This window comes from Streptomyces europaeiscabiei, from assembly GCF_036346855.1.
Taxonomy (GTDB): domain Bacteria; phylum Actinomycetota; class Actinomycetes; order Streptomycetales; family Streptomycetaceae; genus Streptomyces; species Streptomyces europaeiscabiei.
Map to the genome: position 1 here is coordinate 399,728 of NZ_CP107841.1, position 13,811 is coordinate 413,538.

11 protein-coding genes are annotated in these 13,811 nt (G+C 70.5%); 3 read left to right on the forward strand and 8 right to left on the reverse strand.

Annotated elements, in window-relative coordinates; translation table 11 throughout:
* Window positions 1-12: 12 nt before the first annotated feature.
* Entirely contained in the window at window positions 13-4,278 is a 4,266-nt protein-coding gene (locus OG858_RS01895; RefSeq protein ID WP_319315525.1) for a HAMP domain-containing protein, read from the reverse strand.
* Between the two features lie 811 nt (window positions 4,279-5,089).
* On the opposite strand from OG858_RS01895, the gene OG858_RS01900 reads away from it, so the two are divergent.
* The 3 genes from OG858_RS01900 to OG858_RS01910 all read left to right on the forward strand — a co-directional run bounded on the left by OG858_RS01900 (window position 5,090) and on the right by OG858_RS01910 (window position 7,260).
* A complete protein-coding gene (locus tag OG858_RS01900; RefSeq protein WP_328545199.1) occupies window positions 5,090-5,497 on the forward strand; it encodes a YciI family protein in 408 nt (135 codons plus the stop codon).
* An 8-nt stretch (window positions 5,498-5,505) separates the two neighbouring features.
* Entirely contained in the window at window positions 5,506-6,651 is a 1,146-nt protein-coding gene (locus OG858_RS01905) for an RNA polymerase sigma factor (protein WP_319269265.1), read from the forward strand.
* Window positions 6,652-6,861: 210 nt separating this feature from the next.
* A complete protein-coding gene (locus tag OG858_RS01910; protein WP_086750731.1) occupies window positions 6,862-7,260 on the forward strand; it encodes a hypothetical protein in 399 nt (132 codons plus the stop codon).
* 223 nt (window positions 7,261-7,483) lie between these two features.
* On the opposite strand, the gene hypE is transcribed toward OG858_RS01910, so the two are convergent.
* From hypE to OG858_RS48045, 7 genes are all read right to left on the reverse strand, one after another.
* Window positions 7,484-8,566 (reverse strand): hydrogenase expression/formation protein HypE, encoded by a 1,083-nt coding sequence (gene hypE / locus OG858_RS01915; RefSeq protein ID WP_328545198.1) that lies wholly within the window; start codon window positions 8,564-8,566, stop codon window positions 7,484-7,486.
* Window positions 8,559-9,689, reverse strand: coding sequence for a hydrogenase formation protein HypD (gene hypD / locus OG858_RS01920; RefSeq protein ID WP_319269254.1), 1,131 nt, complete (start codon window positions 9,687-9,689; stop codon window positions 8,559-8,561). Before hypD ends, hypE begins: the two co-directional genes overlap by 8 nt.
* On the reverse strand, window positions 9,686-9,991 hold the full coding sequence (locus tag OG858_RS01925) for a HypC/HybG/HupF family hydrogenase formation chaperone (RefSeq protein WP_086750728.1): 306 nt from the start codon (window positions 9,989-9,991) through the stop codon (window positions 9,686-9,688). The genes hypD and OG858_RS01925 overlap by 4 nt, the downstream gene beginning before the upstream one ends.
* 31 nt (window positions 9,992-10,022) lie before the next feature.
* On the reverse strand, window positions 10,023-12,410 hold the full coding sequence (gene hypF / locus OG858_RS01930; protein ID WP_319269251.1) for a carbamoyltransferase HypF: 2,388 nt from the start codon (window positions 12,408-12,410) through the stop codon (window positions 10,023-10,025).
* Entirely contained in the window at window positions 12,407-13,162 is a 756-nt protein-coding gene (gene hypB / locus OG858_RS01935; protein ID WP_328545197.1) for a hydrogenase nickel incorporation protein HypB, read from the reverse strand. The genes hypF and hypB overlap by 4 nt, the downstream gene beginning before the upstream one ends.
* Before the next feature lie 3 nt (window positions 13,163-13,165).
* Entirely contained in the window at window positions 13,166-13,564 is a 399-nt protein-coding gene (locus OG858_RS01940) for a hydrogenase maturation nickel metallochaperone HypA/HybF (RefSeq protein WP_328545196.1), read from the reverse strand.
* A 142-nt stretch (window positions 13,565-13,706) separates the two neighbouring features.
* Window positions 13,707-13,811: a DUF6893 family small protein gene (locus OG858_RS48045; protein ID WP_373420869.1), complete on the reverse strand. Its 105-nt coding sequence runs from the start codon at window positions 13,809-13,811 to the stop codon at window positions 13,707-13,709.

Genomic DNA, 13,811 nt, shown 5'->3' on the forward strand with positions numbered 1-13,811 from the left:
CGTGGCTCCCCGTCATACGGACAGCCAGCGTCGGACGCGCCCGATGAGGTCGTTGGTGTCGACGGGCTTGGTGACGTAGTCGTTCGCACCCGATGCGAGGCTCTTCTCCTGGTCGCCGGGCATGGCCTTCGCGGTGACGGCGATGATGGGCAGATCGGCGTACCGGGGCATCGACCGGATCTCCGTGGTGGCGCTGTAGCCGTCCATCTCCGGCATCATCACGTCCATCAGGACCAGCGAGATGTCCGGATGAGCGAGCAGCATCTCGATGCCCTTGCGGCCGTTCTCGGCGTGCAGGACGTGGAAGCCGTGGAGTTCCAGCATCCCGCTCAGCGCGAAGAGGTTGCGCGCGTCGTCGTCGACCACGAGCACCGTACGGCCGAGGAAGGCGCCGTCGACGACCTGTGCGGCCGGGCGCTGGGACTCCTCGGCGCGTACCAGTGACAGCACGTCCCCCGGCTCCTCGGCGGACAGGTGCAGGGTGATCCGTTCGCGCAGTTCGTCCAGGCTGGAGAGGAAGTCCAGCGGGCGGCCGTCAGCGCGGGAGCGCAACGTCTGTTCGTGCGCCAGGTCCACGCGATGACCGGTGTGCACGAGTACGGGCACGCTGGCCAGCGCGGAGTCGCCCTCCATGGCCTCCAGCAGGCGCGCGCCCTCGTCGTCGGGCATGGCGAGTTCGAGGACGACGCAGTGGCAGGGTTCGGCGGCCAGCGTGCTCGCTGCTTCCTGCGCCCCGATCGCGGTGATGATGTCGATCGTCCCGAGCGGGTCGTCGTCGGGCGCGAGGTCCGCGACCGCTCGTTCGGCGACGAGGGTCAGCAGTCCGCGGGGGCGGTCCTCGACGACGAGCAGGCGGCGTCGGCGCTGCTCGGGCACGGCGGGGGCGGTGGCGTCCGGCCGGGAGGCCGGCGGGAGTTCCCGGCCGGTGGTGTGCGGGTGCTCCGACAGGCCGCCGCCGTCGAGCAGGTCCTCGAAGTCGGCGCGTGCCACGGGAAGGTAGAGGGTGAAGGTGCTGCCCTGGCCGGGTGTGCTGTCGACGGTGACGGCGCCGCCGAGCAGATGGGCGATCTCCCGGGTGATCGACAGGCCGAGGCCGGTACCGCCGTATTTGCGGCTGGTGGTGCCGTCCGCCTGCTGGAAGGCCCCGAAGATCGTCTCCAGCTGCTGCTGGGGGATGCCGATACCCGTGTCCTTGACCCGGAAGGCCACGACGGGTCCGCCGCGGATGACGCCGACGGGGATCTCCCGGTCCACGGCGGGTTCGATGCGCAGGGCTACGCCGCCCTGTTCGGTGAACTTCACCGCGTTCGACAGCAGGTTGCGCAGGATCTGCCGCAGCCGGGAGTCGTCGGTGAGCAGGTCGGCGGGCGTGCCCGGCGCGGTGGCCACCGTGAAGTCCAGACTCTTCTGCGTCGTCATCGGCCGGAACGTCGCCTCGACGTACTCAAGGAGCTTGCGCAGAGGGACCCGCTCCGGCGTGACGTCCATCTTGCCCGCCTCGACCTTCGACAGGTCGAGGATGTCGTTGATCAGCTGCAGCAGGTCCGAGCCCGCCGAGTGGATGATGCCGGCGTACTCGACCTGCTTGGGCGTCAGGTTGCGCGAGGGGTTCTGTGCCAGCAACTGGGCCAGGATCAGCAGGCTGTTGAGCGGGGTGCGCAGTTCGTGGCTCATGTTCGCCAGGAACTCCGACTTGTACTTCGACGCCAGGGCCAGCTGCTGTGCGCGTGTCTCCAGCTCCTGCCGCGCCTGTTCGATCTCCAGGTTCTTCGCCTCGATGTCGCTGTTCTGCGAGGCCAGCAGGGAGGCCTTCTCCTCCAGTTCGGCGTTGGAGCGCTGCAGTTCGTCCTGCTGCACCTGCAACTCCTCCGAACGAGCCTGGAGTTCGGCGGTCAGCCGCTGGGACTCCCCCAGCAGCTCGTCGGTGCGGGCGTTGGCCACGATGGTGTTGAGGTTGACGCCGATGGTCGGCATCAGCTGGGAGAGGAAGTCCTGGTGGATCTGGGTGAAGGAAGTGACGGAGCCCAGCTCGATGACACCGAGGACCTGGTCCTCGACCACGATGGGCAGCACCACCAGGGCGCTGGGCACGGCCTGTCCGAGCCCGGAGGAGATGGTCACGTAGCCCGGCGGCAGCTCCTCCACGCTGATGGGGCGGCGGTTGCGCGCGGCCTGCCCGACCAGCGAGCGCCCGACGGGGATGCGCTGGGGCCGGTCGGTGTCGTCGGGATAGCCGTACGAGCCCACCAGCCGCAGCTCGGGTCCGCGCTCGGTGTCCTCGGCGAGGTAGAAGGCGCCGTACTGTGCGGAGGCCAGTGGCGCGAGCTCGTCCATGATGAGTTCGGCGACGACGGGCAGCTCGCGGTGGCCCTGCATCAGGCCGGAGATCCGGGCGAGGTTGGTCTTCAGCCAGTCCTGCTCCTGGTTGGCCCGTGTGGTCTCCCGCAGGGACTCCACCATGGAGTTGATGTTGTCCTTCAGTTCGGCGACCTCGCCGGACGCCACCACGGTGATCGATCGGGTCAGGTCGCCCTCGGCGACGGCGCTCGCCACCTCCGCGATCGCGCGGACCTGGCGGGTGAGGTTGCCGGCCAGTTCGTTGACGTTCTCCGTGAGCCTCTTCCAGGTGCCTTCGACGCCCTCGACCTCGGCCTGTCCGCCGAGCCGGCCCTCGCTGCCGACCTCGCGGGCGACGCGGGTGACCTCGGCGGCGAACGACGACAGCTGGTCGACCATCGTGTTGATGGTGGTCTTCAGCTCCAGGATCTCGCCGCGGGCGTCGACGTCGATCTTCTTCGACAGGTCGCCGCCTGCCACCGCCGTCGTCACCAGGGCGATGTTGCGGACCTGGCCGGTGAGGTTGTTGGCCATCGAGTTGACGTTGTCGGTCAGGTCCTTCCACGTGCCCGCGACGTTCGGCACGTGTGCCTGGCCGCCGAGGCGTCCCTCGGTGCCGACCTCACGGGCGACGCGCGTGACCTCGTCCGCGAACGCGGAGAGCGTGTCGACCATGGTGTTGATGACGTCCGCCAGGGCCGCGACCTCGCCCTTTGCCTCGACCGTGATCTTCTGGGACAGATCGCCGCGCGCGACGGCCGTGGCGACCTGCGCGATCGAGCGGACCTGGCCGGTCAGGTTCGAGGCCATCACATTGACGTTGTCCGTCAGGTCCTTCCAGGTCCCCGAAGCTCCCCGGACGATCGCCTGTCCGCCCAGATTGCCCTCGGTGCCGACCTCACGGGCGACGCGCGTGACCTCGTCCGCGAAACCGGACAGCTGGTCGACCATCGTGTTGATGGTGTTCTTCAACTCCAAGATCTCACCACGGGCATCCACAGTGATCTTCTGCGACAGATCACCCTGAGCCACCGCCGTGGCCACCTGGGCGACGTTGCGGACCTGCGCGGTGAGGTTGCCCGCCATGAAGTTCACGGAGTCCGTGAGGTCGCGCCAGGTGCCCTTCACGCCCTTGACGTCCGCCTGGCCGCCGAGGCGCCCCTCGGTGCCGACCTCACGGGCGACGCGCGTGACCTCGTCCGCGAAACCGGACAGCTGGTCGACCATGGTGTTGATGGTGTTCTTCAACTCCAGAATCTCACCACGGGCATCCACAGTGATCTTCTGCGACAGATCACCCTGAGCCACCGCTGTGGTCACCTGGGCGACGTTGCGGACCTGGGAAGTGAGATTGCCCGCCATGAAGTTGACCGAATCGGTCAGATCACGCCACACTCCGCCCACGCCGGGCACCTGGGCCTGTCCGCCGAGCCGGCCCTCGCTGCCGACCTCGCGGGCGACGCGCGTGACCTCGTCGGCGAAGGCGGAGAGCTGGTCGACCATCGTGTTGACGGTCTCCTTCAGCTGCAGGATCTCGCCACGCGCGGGCACATCGATCTTCTGTGACAGGTCGCCCTTGGCCACCGCGGTCGCCACCTGCGCGATGTCGCGCACCTGTGTGGTCAGATTGCCCGCCATGGCATTGACCGAATCGGTCAGATCGGCCCAGGTACCCGAGACCCCCGGCACCTCGGCCTGACCGCCGAGCGTGCCCTCGGTGCCCACCTCCCGCGCGACCCGGGTGACTTCCGAGGTGAACACGGACAGCTGGTCGACCATGCCGTTGAACACGGTGGCGATGTCACCGAGCAGGCCCTCACCGTCGGACGGCAGCCGGGTACCGAAGTCACCGTCCCGCACGGCGGTCAGTCCGGCCAGGAGCTGCCGTAGCTCCTGCTCGCCCGGGGCCCGGTCGACAGCCTCGATCGTCTTGCTGCTCATGCGCACCCTCGTTCCGCTCCCCAAGAGCCCTCGCGCCGAGGACTCGGAACCCGCGCCGGGCCGTGGAAGGCCCGCTCACCGACCGCGTTTCCGCAGTTCACGGATCAGCCTGATGAGAAAATCCGGTGAAGGTTAACTCAGTTGCCGTCCGACAACCAAAGCCTGATACAGAGATCCCGACCCCTCCGAAAAGATACCGCCCGGGGCGGAATGCACGGCCTGTCGCGGGGCACTCGGCAGGGTTGGGCACGGCACTCCCGCAGCACCCCGAGGACATACAGGCCCAAGGGCGAAAGCCCAGGCGGCCGGGACGCGATCCGGATGCCGCTCCGGCGCCCGACCGCCCGGCTGAACTCGTCACACCCGGCGCACGGTTCGGCGGTCGCGGGCGGGCGTCCTTCGAGGATCGGCGGACGGGCCGCCGCTTTGGCCTCGACCGGCGCCCGACAACCGAGTGCCGCGATGCCTCACCCCCGGGAGCTGGATGGAAAAGCGCTCGACTGTACGACGCGAATGGAATTCGACACTGCCGGCATTCCGCTCCCGCTGACCCGCTTCACCACTTTTTTCTTGCATACGATGCTGATCCTTACAGGCGTTCCCAGGCCATTTCGGGCACGTGCACGCCGGCCACTCACCCTGCGGCTCCCTCTCGACCCGTCGGCAGGTACCTGCCAGAAGACGGCTCACCCGGGTGCATCCACCAGAACCCCAAAAAAACTTGGCCGCCGATGTCGAGAACCCGCGCCCGGCTCCGTCCCCGCCGTGAACGCGACCACAATGGGCCGCATCAGCACCAAGGAGAACGACCATGGCCAAGTACCTGTTGCTCAAGCACTACCGCGGCGCACCGGCCGCAGTGAACGACGTACCCATGGACCGGTGGACGCCGGAGGAGATCTCGGCCCACATGCAGTACATGCAGGACTTCGCGGACCGGCTGGAGAAGACCGGCGAGTTCGTCGACGGTCAGGCGCTCGCCCCCGAGGGGACGTTCGTCCGCTACGACGGCCAGGGACGCCCGCCGGTCACCGACGGCCCGTTCGCCGAGACGAAGGACCTGATCGCCGGCTGGATGGTGATCGACGTCGACAGCTACGAGCGTGCCGTCGCGCTGGCCGGAGAGCTGTCGGCGGCCCCCGGGGCGGGCGGGAAGCCGATCCATGAGTGGCTGGAACTGCGCCCGTTCCTGACCGCGCCGCCCACCATCACGGAGTGACCTCACCGATGAACGAGGCCCTGCTCCGGAGCCTCACACCGAGCGTGCTCGCCGTCCTCGTCCGCCGCGGAGCCGACTTCGCGGCGGCCGAGGACGCCGTACAGGAGGCGCTGATCGAGGCGGTCCGCGTGTGGCCCGCCGACCCGCCACGGGACGCCAAGGGCTGGCTGGTCACCGTGGCCTGGCGCAAGTTCCTCGACGCGACCCGCGCGGACGCCGCCCGCCGCCGGCGTGAGGGCCTCGTCGACGAGGAGCCGACGCCCGGCCCCGCCCCCGGGGTGGACGACACCCTTCAGCTCTACTTCCTGTGCGCCCACCCGTCGTTGACACCGTCCTCCGCGGTCGCGCTCACCTTGCGCGCCGTCGGCGGGCTGACCACCCGCCAGATCGCCCAGGCCTATCTGGTGCCCGAGGCGACCATGGCGCAGCGCATCAGCCGGGCCAAGCGCACCGTCTCCGGAATACGCTTCGACCAGCCCGGCGACGTCGCCACCGTGTTGCGCGTCCTCTACCTGGTCTTCAACGAGGGCTACTCCGGCGACGTCGACCTCGCCGCCGAGGCCATCCGGCTCACCCGGCAGCTCGCGGCCGCGATCGACCACCCCGAGGTGGCAGGGCTGCTCGCCCTCATGCTGCTCCACCACGCCCGGCGCGCCGCCCGGACCACGCCCGACGGCAGCCTGGTGCCGCTCGCCGAGCAGGACCGCGGCCGGTGGGACACGAAGTCGATCGTCGAGGGCGTCGAGATCCTGCAGGCGGCCCTCGCCCGGGACCGGCTGGGCGAGTTCCAGGCCCAGGCCGCCGTCGCGGCACTCCACGCCGACGCACGCACAGCCGAGGAGACCGACTGGGTGCAGATCGTCGAGTGGTACGACGAGCTCGCGCGCCTGACCGACAGCCCGGTCGTCCGGCTGAACCGCGCCGTGGCCGTGGGTGAGGCAGACGGACCACGCGCCGGCCTGGCGGCGCTCGCGGCACTGGACGACTCACTGCCGCGTCACACAGCGGTGGCGGCGTACCTCCACGAGCGCGACGGCGACCTGGCGAGGGCCGCTCAGCTGTATGCCGAGGCGGCCCGGAAGGCACCCAACCTCGCCGAGCGTGACCACCTGACGCGCCAGGCCGCCCGGCTCAACGTCGGCCGACATGACTGACGGATCGCGCTCTGCCTCGGCCGCAGCACATCGGCGCGGCCCTGCAGCGGCAGCGGCGCCTCACGCTGCGCAGTAGCCACCTCTGCGCCGCGTGAGCGACGGACTTCGACACAGGCGCAATATGCCCGAAATATTACAAGAAGGGATACTTGAACCATCGCGGCGACGCACGACCGGCGTCCCCATCGACCATGAACAGGCAGGTCGGCCATGTCGAAGAAATCACGTTCGTCCGAGCCACCGCACGGAAAGGGCCCGAGCCGTCACGAGGGCACCGAACAACACGGCTGGTCGCCCGATGTGGACGAGACACACCAGCAGGACAATCCGAGCGCCCACCGCTCCTTCCGTGCGGCCGAGCACGCCGAGGAACGGGGCCGGGGCCGGACGAAGTCCGCGGAGGAGAAGAAGGCCGTCCCTGGTGACACGGTGAAGAGCCACGGGGCACGCGGCGAGGAATACGGCGACTCGGACGAGAAGGGCCGACACGACACCGGACGCAGGGGCCGGTCCCAGCGTCCCAGCGGCACCAGGGACGCTTCCTCCTCGACCGGCGTGGACCCGCAGGACTCACCGCCCTCCCCGCCGTCCGGCCGTCGGCAGGGCTAGGCCTGGGCTAGGCCGTTTCTGACGGCTCTTGAAGCCGTTCGTGAGCGGTTACGGACGAGTCCGGTGAGGCAGCAGCGCCTCACGAGTCACCTCGCGCGGCGCCGATCGGCCGGATGATCTCCGACCAAGAGCCATCAGAAGCGGCCTGGGGCAGCCCTAGGGCTTTTCGGCGCCCGCGAACGGTCGGCTCCTCGCCGCGCGAGGCAGCGAGGCCCGTGTCGTGTCAGCAGATCCGCGGCAGCTGTTCCCCGATCGGCAGATCGACCACCCGTGTTCCCCCCAGTCCGGTGCGGGCCACGACCATGCCGGGATGCGCCTCGACGGCCTCACCGATGATCACGGAGTCGGCGCCCAGAGGATGGGCTCGCATCGCCTCGAGGACGGCGTCGGCGTGCTCGCGCGGGACGAAGGCCACGAGCTTGCCCTCGTTGGCGATGTACATGGGGTCCAGTCCGAGAATGGCGCAGGCATTGGCCACGGCCGACGGCACCGGGACGTCGCGTTCCCGGATCACCACCCCTGCCCCGGAGGCCGCTGCGATCTCGTTGAGCGCGGCCGCCAGGCCGCCTCGGGTGGGGTCGCGCAGGACGTGCAGATCAGGGGTGACGGCGAGCATGGCGTCGACGAGGCCGCCGAGCGCCGCGCAGTCGCTCTTGATCTCCACACCGAATTCCAGGCCCTCGCGCACGCTCATGATCGCGATCCCGTGGACACCGATGGCGCCGCTGACGATCACCACGTCGCCCGGGACGACCCGCTGGGGACGCAGGTCCACGCCCGCCGGGACGAGTCCGATGCCCGCCGTGTTGATGAAGATCCCGTCGCCGTGGCCTGCCTCCACCACCTTGGTGTCGCCGGTGGCCACCTCCACACCGGCGGTGCGCGCGGCCGCACCCAGCGCCTGGGACACCCGGGTGACCACGTCCAGCTCGACGCCCTCCTCCAGGATGAATCCGCAGGAGAGGTAGGCGGCACGGGCACCGCTCATGGCGAGGTCGTTGACGGTTCCGTTGACCGCCAGGTCGCCGATGCTGCCACCGGGGAAGAACAGCGGCCGTACCACGTACGAGTCGGTGGAGAACGCCAGCCGGGCTCCACCCAGCGCGAGGACGGCGGCATCACCCATCTGGGCCAGCACCTCGCCCCCGAAGGCCGGTGCGAAGATCTGCTGGACCAGTTCGGCGGACAGGACTCCGCCTCCGCCGTGGCCCATCACGACACGCGGCCGGTCCCGCACCGGTGCCGGACAGGTCCATGCCTCGATGTCCAGGGCGGCGGGGGCGGTGAGATCGGTGGTGTCAAACAACGGGGCTCGCCTCCCGGACCGTCGTGGTGGTGGGCAGGTCCAGGCGCCGGTAGAGGTAGTACGCCGCGCAGGCGCCCTCGCTGGAGACCATCGTGGCCCCCAGCGGCGTACGAGGGGTGCACAGGGTGCCGAAGGCCTCGCACTCGTGCGGCTTGAGCAGCCCCTGCAGGACCTCTCCGCTACGGCACTCGGCGGGTTCGGCGGTCCGGATCCCGCCGACCGCGAAGCGGTGCTCGGCATCGTGGTCGCGGTACTTCGACGCCAGCCGCCACCCGCTGCCGGGGATCACCCCGATACCGCGCCATGCGCGGTCGGTGACCTCGAAGACGTCCTCCAGCATGGCTCGTGCGGCGGGGTTGCCCTCCGGGCGGACGGCGCGGGCGTAGGCGTTGTCGACGGTGTGCTCGCCGCGTTCCAGCTGGTGGACGGCCCGGCGTACGCCTTCGAGGATGTCCAGTGGCTCGAAGCCGGTCACGACGATCGGCACGCGGAAACGCTCCGCGAGTCCCGGGTACTCCCCCACTCCCATCACGCTGCAGACGTGCCCCGCCGCGAGAAAGCCCTGAACACGGCACTTCGGCGAGGACATGATCGCCTCGATGGCCGGGGGCACGCGGACGTGGGACACGAGCATGCTGAAGTTCTTGATGCCCAGCTTCCGGGCCTGATGGACCGTCATGGCGTTGGGGGGTGCCGTCGTCTCGAAGCCGATGCCGAAGAACACCACCTCACGGTCCGGGTTCTGCTGCGCGATCCGCAGCGCGTCGAGCGGCGAGTAGACGACACGCACGTCACCGCCTTCCCCACGGACCTGGAACAGGTCCCGGCCGGTGCCCGGCACACGCAGCATGTCTCCGAAGGAGCAGAAGATCACCTCCGGCCGCGAGGCGATCTCCAGCGCCTTGTCGATCACCTCTAGCGGGGTCACGCACACCGGGCAGCCCGGCCCGTGGATCAACTCGACCTGATCCGGCAGGAGTTGGTCGATGCCGTGCCGGATGATGCTGTGCGTCTGCCCTCCGCACACCTCCATCAGCGCCCACGGCCTGGTCACCGTGGCGTGGATGTCGTCGAGGAGCCGACGCGCCAGCTCGGGGTCCTGGAACTCGTCGATGTACTTCACTGGTTGCGCACCTCTTCCGCCGGGTCCACGCCCGCCTCCACCGCCGCCATCTCCCAGGGGTCGCCGAACTCCTCCTGCAACATGCCGAGTTCGGCGAAAAGTTCGAGCGTCTGGCGCGCCGATTCCTCGTCCAGCCGTTGCAGGGCGAACCCGACGTGGACGATGGCGTACTCGCCGACCTGAAGGTCGGGCAGATACTCCAGACACACCTCCTTGACGACACCGCCGAAGTCGACGGTGGCCATCCGGGTGCCGTCCCGTTCCTCGATGTCCAGCACTCTGCCGGGTACCGCCAGGCACATGAGCCTCTCCTCGCTGTGGGTCGCGCGTCGCTCAGTCGGTGGGCGCGGGTGTGGGTGTGGTCCGGGCGGCCACCATCAGCTGGCCCAGCGCCAGGCCGCCGTCGTTGGGCGGCACCAGGTGGTGCCGCAGGACCGTGAAGCCGTCCTCGCGCAGGCCGGTGGCGCAGGCCGAGGAGAGCAGCGTGTTGGCGAACACGCCTCCCGTCAGGGCCACCGTGTCCAGACCGTGCCGCTCGCGCGCCAGCACGCACATCGCGTGCACCAGAGCGACCACACCCCGGTGGAAGCGAGCCGCGACGAGGGCCGCCCCGATGCCCGCACGCAGGTCACGGACGATCGCCGCGAATACGGGTGCCGGATCGGCCCGTACGGCGCCGCCCCCGCTCTCCTCCGACGCGTGCAGGGCGAAGGCGTACGCCGTGGTGTCGCCGGCCGGGGCGCGCAGAGCCGCGCCCTCCAGCTCGACGGCGGCCTGCGCCTCGTATCCGGCTCGGTGGCACACACCGGCCAGCGAGGACACGGCGTCGAAGAGCCGGCCCATGCTGGACGTGGGGACACAGTTCAGACCACGCTGCAACTGCCGCTCCAGGACGCGGAGTTCGTCGGGCGGGCAGGCGGCGGTACAGGCGAGATCGTCGGACCAGCCGATCCCGGCCGTCCTCAGGTGGGCCAGCGCCATGCGGTACGGCCGACGCACCGCGGCGTCGCCACCGGGCATCGGGACGTACGCGAGGTGCCCGAACCGGGTGAAGCGGTCGTAGTCGGCGAGCAGGAACTCGCCGCCCCAGACAGCGCCGTCGTCGCCGTGGCCCGTGCCGTCGAAGGCGACGCCGATCACCGGCCGGGCGCCGTCCAGCCCGTGTTCCGCCATCGCGGCGGCGACGTGCGCGTGATGGTGCTGGACACGCACGACGGGCCGGTGTGCCGCGTTGCGGTCGGCCCATCCGGCGGAGCGGTAGCCCGGATGCCGGTCGGAGGCCAGGGTCTCGGGCCGTACTCCCGTGATCGACTCCAACTGCGCCGCCGCGCGCTCGAAGGCCCGCTGCGTGCCGACGTCGTCCATGTCGCCGATGTGCGCCGACAGCCAGGCCTGGCGGCCCGACCCCAGGCAGAAGACGTTCTTCAGGTCTCCGCCGACGGCGAGGGCCGGCCGCACGGGCAGCGGGAGGGTGAGCGGCAACGGCGCGTGACCACGCGAACGGCGGATCATCAGCGGCTGCCCGTCGCAGACCCGGACCACGGAGTCGTCGCACGGGACGTGGATCGGCCGGTCGTGTGTGAGCCAGGCGTCGGCCAGGTGCGCGAGCCGCTCCAGCGCCTCGGTGTCGTCGGTGACGATCGGCTCACCGGACACGTTGCCGCTGGTCATGACGAGCAGCCGGGGACCGTCCGCGTCACCGGGCAGGCCGAGCAGCAGATGGTGCAGGGGCGTGTACGGCAGCATCACGCCGAGATCGGGGCTGCCGGGCGCGACGGCCTCGGCGGGCCACGGATCCCCCAGAGCGTGCGGACGGCGCCTGACCAGTACGACCGGTCTGGCCCGGTCCTCGAGCAGGTTCCGCTCCTCGGGGCTCAGCCGCACGAGGTGCCGGACATCGTCAGCCGTCCTGGCCATGACGGCGAACGGCTTGTCCCCGCGCGCCTTCCGGCGCCGTAGCAGGGCGACGGTCGCCTGGTTCGTGGCGTCGCAGGCCAGGTGGTAGCCACCCAGGCCCTTCACGGCGAGGATCGCGCCCCGCCTCAGCAGTGCGCGTGCCTCGGTGACCGGGTCCGCCTCGCCGACACCCCTGCGCCCCGGCTCCTGTCCGGCGACCAGCCGCAGCCGCGGCCCGCAGGCCGGGCAGGCGACCGGCTGCGCGTGAAAACGTCGGTCGGCCGGATCCGCGTACTCGCGGGCGCAGTCGGGGCACATCGTGAAGCCCGCCATGGTCGTGCCGGCACGGTCGTAGGGCACGCCGGTGACGATCGTGAAGCGCGGGCCGCAGTGGGTGCAGTTGACGAACGGGTGGCGGTGGCGCCGGTCCGCCGGGTCGGCCAGCTCGGCGAGGCAGTCGGCGCAGGTGGCGGAGTCCGGGGAGACCAGGGTGCGGGCCCGTCCGTCGGCGCGGGAGGCCAGGATGGTGAACGCGGTGCCACCGACGGGAGGCATCTCCCGGTGCTCGACGGAATCGACGCGGGCCAGTGGGGGTGCCTGGGCGGCGATCCGGTCACAGAACCCGGCCACGGCCGACGCCGTGCCCTCGACTTCCACGACGACGCCCTCGGGAGTGTTGCTCACGTGTCCGGCCAGGGCGAGTTCGGTGGCGAGGCCGTACAGGTAGGGCCGGAAGCCGACACCCTGCACCACTCCCCGGACGGTGATCCGGCGCCGTAGCGGCGTGCCCTCGGCGACGAGGGCCGGGGCCTGCGGACCGCTCACGGGTGGGCGCGGGCCATGGCACCGGTGGCCTCCGGGTGCGCGTGCGTGTGACCGTGGTGGTGCGGCTGCCGGGCCATGACCGGCGAGTGGACGAGTGCGCCGTCCACGGCCGCCATCGCCCTGTCGAGCAGCGCGCCGACTCCCCGCCCCCGGCGTGCCGAGGTCATGACCACCTCGACTCCCGGGTTGACCTGCTGCACGTTCGCGCGGAACGCGACCTCGTCGAATTCGACGGCCTCCGCGAGGTCGGTCTTGGTGACCACGACCAGCTGGGCCAGGCCGAACGCGGTGGGGTACTTGAGCGGCTTGTCCTCGCCCTCCGTCACGGAGGCGAGCGTGACCCTCAGCGTCTCCCCCAGGTCGTAGGAGGCAGGGCAGACGAGGTTGCCGACGTTCTCCACGAACAGCAGCCGGGTGTCGTCGGGCAGCCACCCGTCGAGGTGCCCGGCGAGCATTCCGGCCTCCAGATGGCACAGTCCGTCGGTGAGCACCTGCTTGACCGGGACGCCCGAACGCGCCAGGCGGACCGCGTCGTTCTCGGTGGCGAGATCGGCGCTGAGCGCCGCCACGGGAACGGACCGCTCGCGTGCCCGCAGCAGTTCCTGTTCCAGCAGCGCGGTCTTGCCGCTGCCCGGACTGGACAGCAGGTTGACGACCGCGGTGCCTCGGGCCGTGAGGGCGGCGCGCAGTTCATGGGCGCTCGCGTCGTTCTTCGCGAGTACGGCTTGGCGCAGGTCGGCGACACGGCACATGGTTCAGCGCTCCTCGGAGATCGGTTCGCGGTTGGGCACGTGCGCGGGGCCGCCGTCCTCCCAGCGCACGTCGACGATCTGCAGTTCCCGGCCCGCGAGCAGGTCGGTACGCGTCCCGCCGCACGCGGGGCAGGTCAGCCGGGGCGGCATGCCGACGGCCCATTCGTGTGCGCAGGGAGTGCAGCGGGCCCGCCCCGGCACCGCTTCGGTGACCAGTTCGGCGCCCTCCAGCAGGGTTCCGGCGCAGGCCAGTTCGAAGCTGAAGGCGAGCGCATCGGGTACGACACCGGCCAGTTCACCCACCTGGAGCCGTACCGAACGCACCGCCGTGACGTCCCCGGCCCGCTCGGCGGCCTCCACGACCTGGTCGACGACGGCCAGCGCGACGGACATCTCGTGCATGGGTCCTCGTCCTTCCGCCGACCGCTCCCGCCGGGGTTCATTACAGGCCTGCACACCCGGGTCGCAGGGCCCGGCACGCCGTCACGGGGCGGCAGGTACGCCGTTCGACGCAACCGCACGGTGCACGGGGTGGCGCCCCGGTTCACATCCGTCGGATCCGCAGATAGCGCCTGACATCCGGCAGCACCTCTGCGGCGATGGCGACCATGGCGGCAAGGGCCGCTCCACCGATGACGATCTTCTTCAT

Excerpts from the sequence above, each read along its gene's own strand:
- OG858_RS01900 (WP_328545199.1), top strand. The coding sequence starts at position 5,090 with ATGGCCAAGTACCTGTTGCTCAAGCACTACCGCGGCGCACCGGCCGCA.
- OG858_RS01940 (WP_328545196.1), bottom strand. The coding sequence starts at position 13,564 with ATGCACGAGATGTCCGTCGCGCTGGCCGTCGTCGACCAGGTCGTGGAG.
- OG858_RS01910 (WP_086750731.1), top strand. The coding sequence starts at position 6,862 with ATGTCGAAGAAATCACGTTCGTCCGAGCCACCGCACGGAAAGGGCCCG.
- OG858_RS48045 (WP_373420869.1), bottom strand. The coding sequence starts at position 13,811 with ATGAAGAAGATCGTCATCGGTGGAGCGGCCCTTGCCGCCATGGTCGCC.
- hypB (WP_328545197.1), bottom strand. The coding sequence starts at position 13,162 with ATGTGCCGTGTCGCCGACCTGCGCCAAGCCGTACTCGCGAAGAACGAC.
- OG858_RS01895 (WP_319315525.1), bottom strand. The coding sequence starts at position 4,278 with ATGAGCAGCAAGACGATCGAGGCTGTCGACCGGGCCCCGGGCGAGCAG.
- OG858_RS01905 (WP_319269265.1), top strand. The coding sequence starts at position 5,506 with ATGAACGAGGCCCTGCTCCGGAGCCTCACACCGAGCGTGCTCGCCGTC.
- OG858_RS01925 (WP_086750728.1), bottom strand. The coding sequence starts at position 9,991 with ATGTGCCTGGCGGTACCCGGCAGAGTGCTGGACATCGAGGAACGGGAC.